Source organism: Brachybacterium subflavum, from assembly GCF_009299795.1.
In the GTDB taxonomy this organism is placed as follows: Bacteria; Actinomycetota; Actinomycetes; order Actinomycetales; family Dermabacteraceae; genus Brachybacterium; species Brachybacterium subflavum.
Genome location: NZ_VIGP01000002.1, coordinates 522,441 through 538,983, shown reverse-complemented (window position 1 = coordinate 538,983; position 16,543 = coordinate 522,441). Strand labels below are relative to the sequence as shown.

Here is a 16,543-nt window from a genome sequence, read left to right as displayed (position 1 = left end):
CAGTGGCAGTGTCACGGCATCGCGGCGGATGTGAGAACACGCGGTGGCCCGGAGGGCGTGACCGCGCGTGGGTGCATGGGACATGAGGTCAGGGTGCGGCCGGAGATCGGGGACGCGACGCGACGTTGGCGCTGATCTCGCGGGTCTCCAGAGCTCCCGTGCACTTCGCGTCGTAGGAGGTCGGGTCACGACGAATAGAGCACGTCGCCCGACCTCTGACTACGCGTAGTGCACGCCCCCGCTCGATACCGCGACCGGGGCCCCGGGCTTCGCAGATCAGGGACGCCGAGACAGACGGCGCGACCGCGCTGGCAGCGGCCAGGCGCGTCGGTCAGGCGGTCGGCCTCGCCGGGCAATCAGCCGCGCCCGGGCAGTCAGCAGCGCCCGGGCAACCGTCGGTATCAGTCAGGCAGGCGGCCGGACCGGGGTCAGCTGTGCTGCTTGTCGGGGCCGAACAGGCGGTTCTGGGCCTCTTCACGGAAGGTCGTGGCGGCGGCGACCGAGTCGACCTCGCCGATCACAGGGTTCGGCTGGTGGGTGGCGCGGGTGCCGGCGTACAGGCTCAGCAGGTTCATCGAGACCGCGCGCTGGTTGCGGTGCCCCAGCAGCTTGGTGACGTGCACGCCCAGCCAGGCGAACCAGCCCACCGTGCCGGAGAGGCCGATCGAGCCGGCGATCGGGAGGTCGGGCAGCTCGGTGATCGCGGCGCGGCGGCCGATCGTGGCCATGGTGCCCAGGTCCACGTAGTGGAAGGGCTTCTTGCCCTTGCCCTGGGCGCGGACGTCGGCGTCGATCATGCGGGCGACGGCGCGGCCGGACTGGATGGCGGGCTGCGCGAGCTGGGGGAGGGCGTTCTCGCCGCCGGCGATGTCGCCGGCCGCGTACACGCCGGGGAAGCCCTTGACCTGCAGGTTCTCGTCGACGTCGAGGCGGCCGCGCTTGTCCTGGGGCAGACCCCAGGCCTTGACGGTCTCGGCGATGGCGACGCCCGCGGCCCACACGGTGATGTCCGACTCGAGGATCGAGCCGTCGTCCAGCTCGACGAAGTCGTAGCCCACGGACTTCACGCCGTGGCCCAGTCGCAGCTCGACGCCGCGGGCCTCGAGCTCCTCGGCCGCGTACTCGCGGAACTCCTCGCGGAACTCCTTGATGAGCTCGCCGCCGCGCTGCAGGAGCGTGATCTGGAGGGTGCCCGGGTCCATCTCCGGGTAGAGGATGTCCAGCTCCTGCATGCGGAAGTCCGCGAGGGCGCCGGCGATCTCCACGCCCGTCGGCCCGCCGCCGACGATCGACACGTGCACGCGGTCGGTGTCCTCGACGCGGCTCGTGCGCTCGAGCTCGGAGAACACGCGGTCGCGGATTGCGATGGCCTGGGAGCGCGTGTACATCGGCATCGCGTGCTCCTCGGCGCCGGGGGTGCCGAAGTACGTGGTGGTGGCGCCGTTGGCGAGGACCAGGTAGTCGTAGGACAGCTCGTCGGGGCTGTTCGTGCCGTTCTCGAGGCGGACCACCTTCTGCTCCGGGTCGACGCCCACGACCTCGCCCTGGCGGTAGCGCATGTTCGGCACGTTCAGCGAGAGGCCGCGCAGGAACATGGTGACGTCGCCCGGGTTCAGGCCCGCGGTCGCGACCTGGTACAGCAGCGGCTGGAACGTCTTGTAGACGTTGCGGTCGATGAGGGTGACGCGCACACGGGTGTCGCGCAGGCCCAGCACGGCGTTGGCGCCGGCGAAGCCACCGCCGATGATGATGACGTGAGGCCAGCTCGCGCCGTCCTTGGCAGGAACGGTCCGGCGGCTGCCGAAGGGGAACTCGAACATCTTTCTCCTCGATGGACGGGATGGAGACGTGTCGGCGGCGGGCACGCCTGGGGGTTGGCGGGCGCGAGGATCTCGGCGGGCGGACATACCGAGGCGACGTGAGCTTCGACCGCGTCCCCGGAGGCTGTCCTCCACGACGGTATCGAGGGCCGGATCGATGCTAATCCTTTCCCGCATCGCGGTCCCCACCCCGGGCGCGGAAAGAGAAGGCGATCACCTCCCGCGCGCCACCAGTGTGGCACCCGCGACGCGCGGGCGCACTGATCCGGGCGAACTGGACCCCGCCCGACGACGGCCGAGCCCGCCGATCCGTCGCCCCTCGGCCCCGCGGACCGAGGAGACCACATGCCCGCACCCTTCTCCCTCCCCGACGGCATCCTCGCCGATCTCCCCAGGCGCTGCGGCTCGCGGCGCTGGCCCGGGAGGCGCTCACGAGCGGCCGCTGAGCCTCCGCTCACGACCGGCTGCCGGGCGGGCGCTCACGCCTGGCCGCCGAATGCCTGCTCCCACCACTCCTGGATCGCGGCGAAGCGCTGCAGGCGGTGCCGGGGACGGCCGGAGCGCGTGAGCTCGTGGTCCTCCCCGGGGAACACCAGCATCGAGGACAGCACCCCGTGGCGGCGCAGCGCGGAGAAATAGCGGGTGCCCTGCTCGAGCGGGCAGCGCAGATCCTGCTCGGAGTGGATGACGAAGGTGGGCGTGCGCACGTCGCCGACGTGCGCGAACGGGCTCTGCCGGGCGATGTCGGCCGGGTCCGTGCCCACGTACTCGTCGCCGAAGTACGAGCCGATGTCGCTCGTGCCCTGGAAGCTCGCAGGGTCCAGGAAGCCGCGCTCCACGATCGCCGCCGCGAAGCGATGGTCGTGGGCGATGGTCCACGCGGTGAGGAAGCCGCCGTAGGAGCCGCCCATGATCCCCAGGCGCGAGGCATCGAGCCGGCCCGGACGGTCCTCGGCGTCGGCCGCGATCGCGCCCTCGAGGAAGTCGAGGACGTCGGCGAAGTCGTCGGTGCCCATCCGGTGCCTGATCGCGCGGCCGTGCGCACGCCCGTACCCGGCGGAGCCGCGCGGATTGCAGTAGGCGACGGCGAACCCGGCGCCCGCGAGCACCTGCACCTCGTCGAACACGCCGACGCCGTAGTGGGAGAACGGGCCGCCGTGGATCATGAGGATCACGGGGAAGGGGCCCTCGCCCTCGGGCAGTGCGAGCCAGCCGTGGACCGGGTAACCATCGCGGCCGGTCACCTCGAGCTCGCGCGGGACGACGAGCGCGGTGGAGCGCAGGTCGGCTCCGAGGTCGGTGAGCACGCGAGGGGCCGATGGCAGGGCCCGCGCCGCGTCCCCGACGGATTCGCCCGGCGCCGGGACCCGCACCTGCACGAGCTCGCCCGCACTGGAGGGGGTCGAGACGGCGGCGAGGACCACGACCTCGCCGGCCTGCCCGAGCGGGGAGACGGCCGCGGCGCCGTGCGCCTCGAGGTCCCCGCCGAGCACCTCCTGCGTGGAGCCGTCGCGGGAGACCAGGTGCAGATGGATGCGTCCGCGCGTCAGCTCGTGGACCAGCACCCGATCGCCCGCCGCGACGAGCGGTCCGGCCGTGGTCAGCTCGAGCTGGTCGGGGTCGGTGATCCGGCGCGGGCGGGCGGGCGCGGAGCCGCTCGGCGGGTCCAGCAGCCAGAGGGCGCGGTCCGGCGCGATCGCATCCCGGCCGTCGACGGGCTCGGAGGCGAGCAGGGCGAGGGCGCCGCCGGGGAGTGCGACGAGCTGGTCGATCGAGAGGCCGTCCGTCTCCTCGAGCAGGATCGATGTGGCCGACGGGGCCTCGGCAGCGATCGCGACGAGCACCGAGCGCAGATCGCGCTCGTCGGACTCGAGGCGGTCGCGCACCGCGAGCACGCGCGTGCCGTCGGCGGCGAAGGCGAGCGCCGTGTGGTCGTCCGTCCCCTCGGTGATCTGCCGGGCCGCGCGGGACGTGCGGGCGTCCCCGTCGGACCCGCGAGCCCCGGCGTCGCCTTCGGCGGTGCCGCTCTCGACCCGCGGCGCCTGCGGGTACTCGGGCTCGTCGTCCAGGGGAGGCAGGTCGAGGACGTGCACCTGGCGGGGCCGATCGATGCTCCAGCCCACGCCGTTGGCGAGCCAGCGCACGCTGTCCACGCGGCGTGCGGGCTCCGCATCGGGGCCGATCCCCTCGACGGTGCCGCAGCGGCCGGGCTCCGGGACCCGCGCGAGGAACGCGAGGCGGGAGCCGTCGGGCGAGAAGACGAACTGTCCGACGCCCAGCGGGGCGTCCGTGACCTGCATCGGCTCGCCGCCGCGGGGGTCCAGGAGATGGATCTGCGCGCGACCGCGCGCGTCGGGCCGCAGGAAGGCCAGGACGGAGCCGTCGGGGGAGAGGTGCGGCGCGGAGTCGGAGATCCCGCGGGTCAGGCGCCGGCGCGCACCGGTCTCCTGTCGCGGCGCTCCGTGGCGGCGCCGGGCGCCGTCGAGCTCGATGCGCCAGAGCTGGCCGACGCTGCGGTCGGCGCCCTCATCCGGATGGGACACGGCGACGATCGCGAACGTCGCGTCGGGAGCGAGGGCCGGCGCGGAGACGGAGAGCAGGTGGCGGATGTCGGAGGGGTGCACGCCCTCGAACCTACAGCGCGGGGCGAGCAGGGCCCGATCGTGACGGGATCGTGACCGTTCACGCGGCGCTCGTCGGCGAAAAGCGGCGCTGACCGCCCGCGACGCCACGCAGAGGTGCCGCCCGACGGCGCGCGCTGTCGCGCCGCTTCCTCCTGGTATGAGAGGTTTCGTCGGCCTCCGCGGTTTGAGGTGGGGCGCGCGGCACCCTACGGTCGACGAGGCATCGCAGCGCGTGCCGATCGATGCGATCGCCGGTCCGCGCCGCCGCCAGAGCCGGAGGGATCCGTGCGGCTGACCGGGGATTCGCACCGGGACCGCCCACGAGCAGCCCCGACCGGCCCATCGACCCCGACCCCCGACGAGAGCGCAGGCGATTCCGTGGACTTCGGCGAATTCCTCAGCTCCCGCTCGAGCGAGATCCTGTTCGCCGCCGCCCAGCACTTCAGCCTCGTCGCCCAGTCCGTCGTGCTCGCGACGGTCCTCGCGGTCGCGATCGCCGCGTTCGTCCACCGATCGGAGCTCGGCCGCGCCGCCGCCAACGCCGTGAGCGCCGTGGGGCTCACCATCCCGTCCTTCGCCCTCATCGGCCTGATGGTCGCGCCCTTCGGCTTCGGGGTGAAGCCCGCCGTCATCGTGGTCGTCTTCTTCGCGGCCCTGCCCATCCTGCGCAATGCCATCGTGGGTCTCGCCGGGGTGGATCCGGCGCTCGTCGAATCGGCGCGCGGCCTGGGCATGAGCCGCCTGGGCATCTTCTTCCGCATCGAGCTGCCGCTGGCCTGGCCCGTGATCCTCAGCGGAGTGCGCGTCTCCGCCCAGATGGTCATGGGCGTCGCGGCGGTCGCCGCCTACGTGCTCGGCCCGGGACTCGGCGGCTTCATCTTCCAGGGCCTCTCGCGCCTCGGCGGCGCCGGGGCGATCGAATCGGTGGTGACCGGCACCGTCGGCGTCATCCTCCTGGCCCTCATCCTCGACCTCCTGCTGCTGGGCCTCGGCAGGCTCACGACCTCGAAGGGCATCCGGTGACCGACTCAGACCCCCGCACCCAGACCACCGCCGCGGACTCCGCCTCCGGCGAGGCCTCGGGCCGCTCGATCTTCCTGGACGCCGTCACCAAGCGGTACCCCGGGCAGGAGCGCCCGGCCGTCGACGGCGTCACCCTCGAGATCCCCGAGGGCCAGGTCGTCATGCTCGTCGGCCCCTCCGGCTGCGGCAAGACGACCACGCTGAAGATGATCAACCGCCTCATCGAGCCCACCGAGGGGCGCATCGTGCTGGGCGGCGAGGACGTCACCACGATCAACGGCGACGAGCTGCGCCGCCGCATCGGCTACGTCATCCAGGCCGGCGGCCTGTTCCCGCACATGACCGTCGCCCAGAACATCGCGCTCGTGCCCAAGATGCTGGGCTGGGACAAGGCCCGCATCGCCGAGCGCGTCGAGGAGCTGCTCGAGCTCGTCGGCCTCGATCCGGACGTCTACCGCTCGCGCTTCCCCAAGGAGCTCTCCGGCGGACAGCAGCAGCGCGTGGGCGTCGCCCGGGCGCTCGCCGCCGACCCGCCCGTGCTGCTGATGGACGAGCCCTTCGGGGCCGTCGACCCGATCACCCGCCAGCGCCTGCAGGACGAGCTGATCCGCATCCAGCAGGAAGTGCGCAAGACGATGGTCATCGTCACCCACGACTTCGACGAGGCCGTGAAGCTCGGCGACTGGATCGTGGTCTTCCGTGAGGGCGCGCAGATCGTCCAGTACGACACCCCCGAGCGGATCCTCGCCGAGCCGGCCGACGAGTTCGTCGAGAACTTCATCGGCTCGGGCGCCGCCCTCAAGCAGCTGGGCCTGCGCCGCGTGCGCGAGGTCGAGGCGGCCGACGCGGTCGTCGCGCACGCCGGCGGCAACGCCGCCGAGGCCCTGCGCCGCGCCGAGGAGGCGGGCCACAACCACGCGGTCGTGGTCGACGAACGCGGACGCCCCCTGGCCTGGCCCTCGCGCCGCGACCTCTCCCGCATGACGCGCCTGCCCACCGAGCTCGACCCGGCGCTGCCCGTCGTCGGCTCGGGCGCGACCCTCAACGATGCCCTGGACACGATGCTCGTCTCGAGCGCCGGCGCCACCCTGGTCACGGGCCGCGGCGGCGTCTTCGAGGGGGTCGTGGACGTGGAGACGATCATGGACGCGATCACCATGGCTCGTCAGAGCGCCGCCGAGCGCTCGAGCGAGGCCCCGGTGGGCACCAACACGGGCGCCGTCGACGTCGTCATCGACGACGAGGGCGCGGCCGTCACCGCCCCGCAGGGATCGGCCCGCGATGACTGAGCGCACAGCGACCGACACCGCCGCCCCGGCGACGGACGATGCAGCGACCGGCGCCGAGACCGAGCCGACGACCGAGGCGCCCGGCGCGCGCCGGGCGCCCGCTGCGCGCCCGTGGCGCCCTCTCATCGTGCAGATCCTGGTGCTGCTCGCGATCCTCGTGGTCTACGGCGCATGGCTGCTGCTCGCGCCGCTGAGCGCGACCGAGCGCAACACCCTGAACCCCTCGACGATCCTCGAGCTCACCGGCCAGCACCTCGCTCTCACCCTGGTGGCGACCGTGATCGTGCTCGTGATCGGCGTGCCGCTGGGGATCCTGCTGACCCGCGGTCCCTTCCGGAAGATCGCCGAGCCCGTGCTGGCCGTGGCGAACTTCGGACAGGCCGCGCCGGCCGTCGGCCTCATCGTCCTGCTCGCCGCCTTCGTGCCCAACGGGTTCCAGGCCTCGATCATCGCCCTGGTGCTCTACGCGATCCTGCCGGTGCTGCGGAACACCATGATCGGCGTGCGCGGCGTCGACCAGCGCCTGGTCGAGGCGGGGCGCGGGATGGGCATGACCGCCTTCTCCGTGCTCCTGCGCGTCGAGCTGCCGCTCGCGGTGCCGGTCATGCTCTCGGGCGTGCGCACGGCGCTCGTCCTGCTCGTGGGCACGGCCTCGCTCGCCGCCTTCGTCAACGGCGGCGGACTGGGCCTGCTGATCACGACCGGCATCAACCTGTACCTGTTCAAGGTCCTGATCTCCGGCGCGCTGCTGGTCGCGGTGCTCGCGCTGATCGTGGACTGGGCCGGCCGCGTCGTCGAGCACGTCGCCCGACCGAAGGGACTGTGAGCATGCACGAGACCACGCCCACCGGCCGACCCGGCCACCGGCCCGGCCACCGGCCGGTCGACCGACCGGCCCTCGGGTCCGCGGATCTTCCCGACGGCCCCTCCCACGCCGGTTCCGCCCGCGGCGGCGGCTCCCTCGGCAGTCGCCGCGTCAGCCGCCGACGGCTGGGGGTCCTCGCGGCGCTCGGTCTGCTGCCGCTCGCCGGCTGCGGGCTGCGCCCCGCGACCGCCTACACGCCGGACGTCGCCCCCGGGAAGATCAAGCGCATCGACGATCTGCCCCAGGGCGCGCGCATCACCGTCACCGGCAAGAACTTCACCGAGCAGCTGATCCTCGGCAAGATCGGCGTGATCGCCGCCCGCGCCGCCGGCTTCGAGGTCGACGACCTCACGAACGTCCCCGGCAGCGTCCCCGTGCGCGAGCTGATGACCAACGGCGGGGCCGACATGACCTGGGAGTACACGGGCACCGCGTGGCTGACCTACCTGGGGGAGACCAAGGGCATCCCCGACAAGAAGAAGCAGTGGCAGGCCGTGCACGACGCGGATCTGGACAACGGGCTCACCTGGCTGCCTCCCGCGCCGCTGAACAACACCTACGCCCTCGCGGTGCGCAGCGAGGCCGTCGAGGAGCTGGGCGGCATCACCAAGCTCAGCCAGCTCGAGGACCTCCCCGTGGAGGACCGGACCATCTGCGTGGAGTCGGAGTTCAACTCCCGGGCGGACGGCCTCGTGCCGCTGCTGAAGGCCTACGACATCCCGCGCGGGAAGGACGACGGCGTCCCTGCCGGCAACATCAGCCTCTACGACACCGGCGCCGTGTACACCGCGACCGACCGGGGCAGCTGCAACTTCGGCGAGGTCTTCACGACCGACGGCCGCATCCAGAGCCTGGACCTGACGATCCTCGAGGACGACCGCCACTACTTCCCCGCCTACAACGTGGCCCCGGTGCTGCGCACCGAGACGCTGAAGAAGCACCCTCAGCTGGAGGACGTCTACGAGGCGGTGACGCCCGAGCTCACCGACGACGCCCTGCGCTCGCTGAACCTGCGGGTCGACGAGGGAGGCGAGCTGCCGGCGGACGTCGCCTTCGACTTCATGGTCGAGCAGGGGCTCGTGTCCCGGCCGTAGGCCGCTCCCGCCGCGGACCCGTCGGCCCGCGGACCCGTCGGCCCGTCGGCCCGCCGACGGGCGCCTCGGCTCGATAGGATCGGACGGTCGCGTCCGACTCCACGCGCGGAGGTCCTCCCGGCATGTCACCTCGTCACCTGTCCTCCCGCGCCAGACCGCGTCCGGAGGAGCTGCGGGTCGACCTCCAGCACCTGCCCGTCGGCATCCCCGTGCGCGGTGCCCGCTTCTCCTGGGTGGTCCCGCAGCTCGGTGACTCCATGCAGAGGCTGCACCGCATCCAGGTCGCCCGCTCGCCGCGCGGCTTCGGCATCCCGCTCTGGGACACCGGCTGGGTGACCTCGGAGAGCTCGGTGGCCGTGCCCTACGAGGGACCCGACCTCGATGCCTCCACCCCGTACTGGTGGCGGGTCGCCGTGGACACCGACGCCCCCGGCGACTGGTCGAGCGCCCAGTGCTTCGTCACCGCGGCGGACGCCTGGGGCGGTGACGCCATCTGGGGTCCGGTGGCGATGGACGAGTGGACCGCGGAGGACATCCCGTGGGTGCTGCTGCGCACCGAGTTCGACCTGCCCGCACAGCCCGTCCGCGCCGCCTTCGTCGAGGCCGCGGGCCTGTCCCCGGAGGGCGGTCCGACGCCCCACGGTCCCCGCGGAGGCCGCCAGCACGTGTACAAGCTGTGGGCGAATGCGCAGGTCGTGGGCTACGGCAGCGTGCGCTCGGGCTTCGAGGAGGCGATGTACCACACGCACGACCTCACCGGCGTGCTGCGGCCCGGCCGCAACGCCCTCGCGGCCCTGTGCTGGGCGGAGCAGGGGCGGGCGTTCAGCGCCCGCGTGGTGGTCGTCCTGGCCGACGGCACCCGCCTCGAGGTGCCGACCTCCACGCGCTGGCGGGCGTTCAGCGGGGCGATGATGCTGCCGGGGCTCGGCGACATCGGCGGCGGCTGGTTCCGGGCCCCGCGCGAGGACTGGGACGCGCGGCACGAGCCCCGCGGCTGGCAGAGCCCCGGCTTCGACGACTCCGGGTGGGACATGGCCCTGCGCAGCGAGGTCGAGCTGCCGCCGCCGACGCCGACGACCGTGAGCATCCGCCACCACCTGGGCGAGACCGTGCGCTCCCACCGGGTGAAGGGGCCCGCGCCCGCCGGAGCCGCGCCGGCCGGATCCCCGACCGGCGCGTCGGCACGGGCGGGCGGCGGCGAGATCTGGCGGGCGGACCTCGGCCGCGAGATCGTCGGTGGGATCCGCCTCGAGGTGGTCGGCCGCGCGGGCACGCGGATCCGGGTGCGGCTCGGCGAGGAGCTCGAGGCCGACGGCACGGTGCGCTCCCGACTGCGCACGAGCAACGTGTACGAGGAGACATGGACCCTGCGCGACGGCCCGCAGACCATCGAGCACTGGGGGATGCGCGCCTTCCGCCACGTCGAGCTCGAGGCCGACGCCGGCTCCGGCCTCGACCTCTCCCGCGCCCTGCGCCCGGTGGTGCTGCGATCGCCCGCCGTGGGCGGCGGAGCCTTCACCTCGTCGGACCCGGACCTGGACCGGGTGTGGGAGATGTGCCGGTACTCGATCGAGGCGACCAGCCAGGACCTGTACGTGGACACCCAGTCCCGCGAGCGCCTCCCCTACGAGGGGGACGCCCTGGTCAACCAGCGCTCCCAGTACGCCGTCGAGCCGTCGTTCGCGCTCGCCCGCGCCTCGCTGGCCTTCCTCGCCCGCCGCCCCACCTGGCCGGCCGAGTACCACCTGATGCCGCCGCTCATGGCCTGGGAGGACTATCTCGCCACGGGCGATGACCGGCGCCTGCGCGAGGACCTCCACTTCCTCGAGCAGGGCGGCTACCAGCACCTCCTCGACGGCGGTCTGGTCCGCAAGGACCCGGGCAGCGCGAGCGAATGGGATGCCGATCTCGTCGACTGGCCCGCGACCTCGCGCGACGGCTTCGAGTTCACCGAGGTCAACACGGTGCTCAACGCCTTCCAGGCCGCGGCCTTCCGCGCCCTCGCCCGGATCGGGGAGGCGACTGGGGACGCGCGCGTCGCGCAGAGCTATGCCGAATCGGCCGCCGCTGCGACCACCGCGCTGAACGACCGGATGCTCGCAGACGGCCCCGCCTATGTCGACGGGGAGGGCAGCGAGCACCGTTCCCAGCACGCGACCGCGATCCCCGTCGCCCTCGGCCTCGCACCGGCCGCGCAGCTGCCCGCCCTCGGTGCGTTCCTCGCCTCCGGCGGCATGCGCATGAGCGTCTACGGGGCGCAGTTCCTGCTGGACGCCCTGTTCGCCGCCGGACGCTCCCGCGAGGCGATCGCACTGATGACGGCACGGACCACCGAGAGCTGGCTGCACCAGATCGACCACCTGGGCGCGAGCATCGTCCCCGAGGCCTGGGACCCGTCGCAGAAGCCCAACATGTCCTTCTCGCACGCCTGGGGGACCTCGCCGGTGAACGTCATCGCGCGCTGGGTCCTCGGCGTCCGGGTGATCGAGCCGGGAGCCGCGCGGGTGCGCATCGCCCCGCATCCCGGCCCACTGGCACGGATCCGCGGGGTCGTGCCGACGATCCGCGGGCCCGTCGACGTCGACCTGGATCGTGAGGCCGGTCGGCTCGACGTGCGCGTGCCGCCGAACACCCGCGCCGAGCTCGTCCTGGAGCGTGCGGAGCTCTGGATCCACAGCCACCCGCGCATCGAGGCGCCGGGGGAGTGGGCGCTCGGTGCGAGCGAGGACGAGATCGTCCTCGACGGCGTCACCGCGGGGGACGTGCAGGTGCGCTGGGAAGCCTGAGCGGCGCGCGAGGAGCGTGGGGTCGCGCCCTCACGCGTCCCTGTGCGTGTCCGCGTCCGTGTCCTCGGGCGCATCGGCGCGAGCCGCACGTCGTGCCTCCCGACGCATCAGGAGTGCGCGGACCACCACGGCGAGGGCCGCGAGGACGATCACGGCGGCGTGCAGCGGATGCAGGTCCTTGGTCAGGCTCGGGGCCGGATCCGGGCCGACCAGGTGCAGTGCCAGCCCCGAGCCGTAGGCGACGACGAGCAGGCCGGTCCAGAGGCGCAGCGGGCGCAGCCGGGCATCGAGCAGGACGCTCAGCGCAGTGAGGGCGACGGGGAGCACCGCGATCATCGCGAACCCTCCGGCCACGAGCAGCGCGCTGGCGGCGGCGGAGATGAGGGCGGTGCGGGGGAGGGCGCGGCCGGTGCGGTTCATCGTGCCGCCTCCGCCGTGGTGCGCAGGTCGTCGAGCCAGCTGACGAGCCCCCCGCCGAGCATCTGCGCGGCGGCCTGGGCATCCTCTCCCTCGAGGGAGTCCAGCACCTCGGCGTCCCACGACTCCTCGGTGTGCACGAGCGTCCCGCCGTCGGTCTCCGTGACCGTCCAGAGATGGGTGCCCTTGTCGATCGTGAGCGTGTCGCCGACGGCCGGGCCCTCCCAGAGCACGCAGTGACCGGGGTCGATCTGCCGCACGGTGGAGGTGATGTGCAGGGTGTCCGCGGCGGAGATGTCGGATTCCGGCACCGGCGTCGTCCAGCGGAACTGCGAGCCCTTCGCGAGCGGACCGGAGTCCAGACGCTCGATGCTGGTGACGGCGCTCTGCCAGTCGGACCACGTCTCGACGTCGGTGAGGGTCTTCCAGACGGTGTCGGCGGGGGGCGTCGACGAGGAGGTCGTGCGCGCTCGTCACCGAGGCGGAGGTGTCGATGCCCTCGCCCCCGCACGTGGCCTCGCCGGCGGTGCTCGTGGTGACGTCGGCGGGGGCTCCGGTCGATCCGCCGGCATCAGAGGCGTCGGAGCCGTCCGAGCTGTCCGAGCCGTCCGAGGCGTCCGAGGCCTCGGCGGCGGAGCTGTCGGCCTCGTCGGCGGCCGGACGAGCGTCGGGCGAGGGGGAGCCGCACGCGGTGGCGACGGCGAACAGGGTCGTGGCGGCAGCGGCGACGAGGCTGAGGCGGAGGGGGCGTCGGGTGATGGTCATGGCGTTTCCTCTGTCCACGGTGGTCGGCTCGAAGGGAGCCGGCGAGGCGAATGTGGCCGAACGGTCGTAACCTTACGGCCGTTTACACGACGAGCGCAAGACCCTCCGACATCTTCGGTGAACGCATGTAAGGTCAGGGTATGAGCACGTCGACGAACGATGGGGGTGCGCCGCCCGCACGCAGGCGCAATCCGCGCGGCGAGGGGGAGCGCCTCAAGGGCGAGATCAGCGATGCGGCGCTCGCGCTGCTCGACGAGACGGGTGATGCGGGCGCGGTGACGCTGCGGGCCGTCGCCCGCCGGGTCGGCATCTCCGCCCCGTCGATCTACGGGCACTTCGAGAACCGCCAGCAGATCCTGCTCGCCGCACTGACCCGCGCCTTCGCCGAGATCGACGCCGAGCTGCGCCGGGTCGTCGAGGAGGCGGGATCGGCCAGCCGTGACCGGCTCCTGGCACTCTGCGAGGCCTACCTCGACTTCGCCCGCGTGCGTCCCCACCGGTACCTCGTCATGTACGGCGGAGTCTGGAACGCGGCGCAGGACATGGCCGATGACGCCGTCCCGCGCGACGAGGTGGCCGCCCTGGGCATCGCGACGCTCGAGCTGCTCCAGGCGCTCCTGGCGGCATGCGTCGCCGACGGCAGCTCGCAGAGCACGGATCCGGAGGCCGATGCGATCGCGCTGTGGGTCGCGATGCACGGGCTCGCGCACCAGAGGATCGTCTCGACCGCCTTCACCTGGCCGCCCGACATCGACTCCCGCCTCGTCGCGAGGATGGCCTACGTCTGAGGCGCGTCACCGCCGGCGGGAGCAGCCTCGGCCCGATCAGCCGGGCCGCCTCGTCGGTACGGACGGGTCGCCGCGGTGCGTGAGAACCCGAGAGCCTCGTAGGCGCGTTGCGCGTCCGGACGGTGCTCGTCGACGGTCAGCGTGATCGTGCGCGCACCCATGCGAAGCGCCGCCGCATCCAACAGGCCGCGGGCGACGCCGCGCCGTCGGGCCTCGGGGGCAACCGCGAGGAAGTCGACGTACAGGGTGTCGGTCCCCTGCATCTGACCGCTGAGGTATCCGAGAACGCGTCCGCCTTCGGCGTGCACGAACGTCGAGTACGAGCCGCCGTGCTCGAGGAGGTCCGACGTGGACGCATAGGTGCCGGGGAACTCCGCCTCGTGGAGCTCGGCGAGGCGCGGGAGATCCTCGGGCCGCGCTGCTCGGACGGCATCGTGCGCGGTGCGCAGAGCCGACGGGCCACCGTCGAGCGACGCCGTGTACTCGAAGTTCGCCTCGCCGGCAGACCATCCGCAGCGCTCGGCGAGCCACGCCATCTGCACGTTCTCCACCGCGGCGTACATCTCGTGACGGGTGACGGGGGCCTGGGCGATCACGGAGTCCAGCAGTCCGGGAGCCTGCTGCTCCCATCGCCCCTGCCGCGTCCACGGTCCGTGGACCCACGAGCGATCCAGCTCCGTGTCCCACTCGATGAGGACGGCCCCGTCGACCCGTCCATCGGGGCCCCGGCTCACGCGCAGCGTCTCGTGCCAGTCCTGGTCGAGGTTCTCGAGATCCTCGCGGACCCCCGCCTCGTCGCGGCCGAGATACGCGCACGCCGTCGCCGCGCTGCGCTGCATCTCGACGATGAGGCGCAGAGCCGCATCGTGGTCTTCGGGGGAGCCAGTGGCGTGCATGGTCCGAGGTTCTCATCCGCAGGACGGAGGCGGCATCCGGTTATTCGGGGGAGGCCGATGACGAACAGACGATCGGTCGGGCCCGCGCCGTCTCGGTCGTGGTGGGCGTCAGCTGGCAGGTCAGTGGGCCGCGTCGATCGCCGCGGTGATCTCGTCACGGAGCTCGTCGTGCTCGGGAGAGAGCGCGGTGGCGGGATCCGACCAGCGTGCGCGCGGGTGGGCCCACACAGGCATCCGCGCGAGTTCCTCACCCTCCCAGTCGAACCGCGGCCACACATGCGCGTGCAGGAACGCGTCGGTATTGCCGAGGATCTCGAGGTTCACGCGGCGGAACGCGGCATCGCGCCCGGAGCACACCGTCTCGACAGCCTCTCCGAGGATGTCCATGCTGGTCAGGAACGCTGCTCGCTCGTCACGCGGCAGCAGTGACAGGCGGTCCACGCCGGGTCGATCGGTGATCAGCACGCAATAGCCGGGGAGGAACTGCACGTCCCCGATGGCTGCGAAACCTCCGGGCATGCGGGTGAGGACGGTGGGATTCGTGCCGCGCAATGCAGCGCCCACGCGGTCGGTCCGCCAGTCACTCGCGCTCTCGGTACTCAACGGTTCTGCCTCTCCTCGTAGGTGCCCGAGCCTGCCGCCGTCCGCAGCCCGGCGAGCCATTCCTCGCCGACGCGTGCGCCGTCGGGGAACGCGTCCTCGACGTCGAACCGCCAGGTCGTGGCGAGGGCCAGCGTGAGCCGTCGGCACTGGGAGAGCAGAGCCGCGTCGGGCAACGCGGGGCCGCCGTGATCGGTGCTCGCCGCTGACCGATAGTGCTCGGCCGCCTCGAGCGGGAGATGCGCGAGGTCGAACTCGACCGGTCCTCGGCAGCATGTCTCGAGATCGATGAACAGCGGACCGCGTGGCGCATCGAGGATGTTGCCCGGGTGCGGCTCGCCGTGCAGGAGCTGCTCGCGGCCCGTGGACCTCACGGCGTCGCGCAGCTCCACGAGCGTCCAGCGCAGCAGCTCCCGATCCGGAGGGCGGAGCCGTGGGGAGCGCTCGGGGTCGTCGAGAAGATCGAGCGCGCTGCGGACGCGATCGGCGAAGCGCGGCACCGGGACGTCGATGCTTCGCATCGCCGCGTGCAGGTGCGCGAGGGCCTCGGCGAGGGCGGCGGGAGCCGTCGGCGCTCGATCGGGACTGCCGGCAGGATCCACCCAGCTCCACAGGGAGACCTCGAGGCCGTCGCGCAGACGGGCGACCGGCTCCATGCGCGGATCCGGGGCGACCACAGGAGCACCCGCGTCTGCCAGACGCACCGCGAGATCCAGCTCGTACGCCGCGACTGGCTGGTCCGCCGGGCCGACGCGAGCCACGACCGCGCTCGGCAGCAGGAGGAGCACCGCCTTGTTCGAATTGCTGAGGACCCGTGCCTCGAGGGCATCGAGTCCCTGCGCGCGGGCGATCTCGATCGCAGCGGTGACCGCGCGGGAGAGGCGGGAAGGATCCATGGTGCGCGCCTAGGCCTGCTCGTCGAGGCCGGCGCGCTCGTCGAACTCGTCGAGCATCGCCACGAGCTTCGTCACTGTGTTGATGTTCCGCGCGGTGCCGTGCTCGGCGGCGGGGATCCGCAGTCGGGACGTGCCCATGCCGGAGGGATAGTGCACGTAGATCTCCTGCGCGCCGAGCGCCATCTGCTCGTCGGCCGCGCTGCGCGCCCCCTCGAGGGCGTCGGCCGGGGGAGGCGCGTCCAGGAAGATCACCATCGCACGGTTCCCGGGAGCGTCGGGGAACGGGTTCGCCGCGAGCACCGCGCGCATCTGCTCGGTGGTGCGCACGATCACCGGTACGGGGCGTCCCGCGTACTGCTCGAGCCGGGCCTCGAGCGCGCCGCGCACCGCATCGGCCGCATCCTCCGAGCGCAGCACGACGTTGCCGCTGGCGATATAGGTGCGCACGTCGGCGAAGCCGAGAGCGGTGCACATCTCCCGCAGCTCCGCCATCGGCAGCTTCCCGGTGCCGCCCACGTTGACGGCGCGCAGCAGGACTGCATAGCTGCTCATCGTCGAACTCCTCGCGCGTCGTCGGGTGCACGCAAGCTTCCCACGGCAGCCGCCCCCGCGGGCGACGGACAACGGGTCGAACCCCTGCACGGGCCCGGCGCGGACGTCTGCGCTGCGGTGGGCGGTGC

The 16,543-nt window shown here is 72.8% G+C and carries 13 protein-coding genes and 1 pseudogene; 6 read left to right on the top strand and 8 right to left on the bottom strand.

Annotated features, from left to right (window positions below; all coding sequences use genetic code 11):
* Positions 1-428 precede the first annotated feature (428 nt).
* On the bottom strand, positions 429-1,820 hold the full coding sequence (locus tag FHG10_RS06220) for an NAD(P)/FAD-dependent oxidoreductase (protein WP_152352438.1): 1,392 nt from the start codon (positions 1,818-1,820) through the stop codon (positions 429-431).
* 479 nt (positions 1,821-2,299) lie between these two features.
* Entirely contained in the window at positions 2,300-4,444 is a 2,145-nt protein-coding gene (locus tag FHG10_RS06215) for a S9 family peptidase (protein ID WP_152352437.1), read from the bottom strand.
* Between the two features lie 378 nt (positions 4,445-4,822).
* Between FHG10_RS06215 and FHG10_RS06210 the strand changes: the two genes are divergently transcribed.
* The 5 genes from FHG10_RS06210 to FHG10_RS06190 all read left to right on the top strand — a co-directional run bounded on the left by FHG10_RS06210 (position 4,823) and on the right by FHG10_RS06190 (position 11,501).
* Positions 4,823-5,467 carry an ABC transporter permease gene (locus FHG10_RS06210; RefSeq protein WP_152352436.1) on the top strand — a complete coding sequence of 215 codons (645 nt, stop codon included), beginning with the start codon at positions 4,823-4,825 and terminating at the stop codon, positions 5,465-5,467.
* Positions 5,464-6,756: an ABC transporter ATP-binding protein gene (locus tag FHG10_RS06205; protein WP_152352435.1), complete on the top strand. Its 1,293-nt coding sequence runs from the start codon at positions 5,464-5,466 to the stop codon at positions 6,754-6,756. The genes FHG10_RS06210 and FHG10_RS06205 overlap by 4 nt, the downstream gene beginning before the upstream one ends.
* Positions 6,749-7,582 carry an ABC transporter permease gene (locus FHG10_RS06200; protein WP_152352434.1) on the top strand — a complete coding sequence of 278 codons (834 nt, stop codon included), beginning with the start codon at positions 6,749-6,751 and terminating at the stop codon, positions 7,580-7,582. The genes FHG10_RS06205 and FHG10_RS06200 overlap by 8 nt, the downstream gene beginning before the upstream one ends.
* Positions 7,583-7,584: 2 nt before the next feature.
* On the top strand, positions 7,585-8,715 hold the full coding sequence (locus FHG10_RS06195; protein WP_152352433.1) for a glycine betaine ABC transporter substrate-binding protein: 1,131 nt from the start codon (positions 7,585-7,587) through the stop codon (positions 8,713-8,715).
* 122 nt (positions 8,716-8,837) lie between these two features.
* Positions 8,838-11,501: a family 78 glycoside hydrolase catalytic domain gene (locus tag FHG10_RS06190; protein WP_152352432.1), complete on the top strand. Its 2,664-nt coding sequence runs from the start codon at positions 8,838-8,840 to the stop codon at positions 11,499-11,501.
* 30 nt (positions 11,502-11,531) lie between these two features.
* On the opposite strand, the gene FHG10_RS06185 is transcribed toward FHG10_RS06190, so the two are convergent.
* A complete protein-coding gene (locus FHG10_RS06185; protein WP_152352431.1) occupies positions 11,532-11,921 on the bottom strand; it encodes a hypothetical protein in 390 nt (129 codons plus the stop codon).
* Positions 11,918-12,313 (bottom strand): annotated as a pseudogene (locus tag FHG10_RS06180) (SRPBCC family protein); the annotation flags it as partial. The pseudogene FHG10_RS06180 and the gene FHG10_RS06185, both read right to left, overlap by 4 nt.
* Positions 12,314-12,823: 510 nt before the next feature.
* Here FHG10_RS06180 and FHG10_RS06170 point away from each other — a divergent pair.
* Complete coding sequence (locus tag FHG10_RS06170) at positions 12,824-13,471, top strand: TetR/AcrR family transcriptional regulator (protein ID WP_152352428.1); 648 nt, start codon at positions 12,824-12,826, stop codon at positions 13,469-13,471.
* On the opposite strand, the gene FHG10_RS06165 is transcribed toward FHG10_RS06170, so the two are convergent.
* The 4 genes from FHG10_RS06165 to FHG10_RS06150 form a co-directional block, all read right to left on the bottom strand.
* Positions 13,462-14,367 (bottom strand): GNAT family N-acetyltransferase, encoded by a 906-nt coding sequence (locus tag FHG10_RS06165; RefSeq protein WP_152352427.1) that lies wholly within the window; start codon positions 14,365-14,367, stop codon positions 13,462-13,464. The two genes, FHG10_RS06170 and FHG10_RS06165, sit on opposite strands and share 10 nt — an antisense overlap.
* Positions 14,368-14,487: 120 nt before the next feature.
* Positions 14,488-14,970, bottom strand: coding sequence for a diadenosine tetraphosphate hydrolase (locus FHG10_RS06160; RefSeq protein ID WP_152352426.1), 483 nt, complete (start codon positions 14,968-14,970; stop codon positions 14,488-14,490).
* Entirely contained in the window at positions 14,967-15,863 is an 897-nt protein-coding gene (locus FHG10_RS06155) for a phosphotransferase (RefSeq protein WP_152352425.1), read from the bottom strand. The genes FHG10_RS06160 and FHG10_RS06155 overlap by 4 nt, the downstream gene beginning before the upstream one ends.
* Before the next feature lie 9 nt (positions 15,864-15,872).
* Complete coding sequence (locus tag FHG10_RS06150; protein ID WP_152352424.1) at positions 15,873-16,415, bottom strand: DUF1697 domain-containing protein; 543 nt, start codon at positions 16,413-16,415, stop codon at positions 15,873-15,875.
* Positions 16,416-16,543: the final 128 nt, after the last annotated feature.

Bases quoted from the DNA above. Each gene is read 5' to 3' on its own strand.
- FHG10_RS06220 (WP_152352438.1), bottom strand. From the start codon at position 1,820: ATGTTCGAGTTCCCCTTCGGCAGCCGCCGGACCGTTCCTGCCAAGGAC.
- FHG10_RS06200 (WP_152352434.1), top strand. From the start codon at position 6,749: ATGACTGAGCGCACAGCGACCGACACCGCCGCCCCGGCGACGGACGAT.
- FHG10_RS06195 (WP_152352433.1), top strand. From the start codon at position 7,585: ATGCACGAGACCACGCCCACCGGCCGACCCGGCCACCGGCCCGGCCAC.
- FHG10_RS06190 (WP_152352432.1), top strand. From the start codon at position 8,838: ATGTCACCTCGTCACCTGTCCTCCCGCGCCAGACCGCGTCCGGAGGAG.
- FHG10_RS06185 (WP_152352431.1), bottom strand. From the start codon at position 11,921: ATGAACCGCACCGGCCGCGCCCTCCCCCGCACCGCCCTCATCTCCGCC.
- FHG10_RS06170 (WP_152352428.1), top strand. From the start codon at position 12,824: ATGAGCACGTCGACGAACGATGGGGGTGCGCCGCCCGCACGCAGGCGC.
- FHG10_RS06165 (WP_152352427.1), bottom strand. From the start codon at position 14,367: ATGCACGCCACTGGCTCCCCCGAAGACCACGATGCGGCTCTGCGCCTC.
- FHG10_RS06155 (WP_152352425.1), bottom strand. From the start codon at position 15,863: ATGGATCCTTCCCGCCTCTCCCGCGCGGTCACCGCTGCGATCGAGATC.
- FHG10_RS06150 (WP_152352424.1), bottom strand. From the start codon at position 16,415: ATGAGCAGCTATGCAGTCCTGCTGCGCGCCGTCAACGTGGGCGGCACC.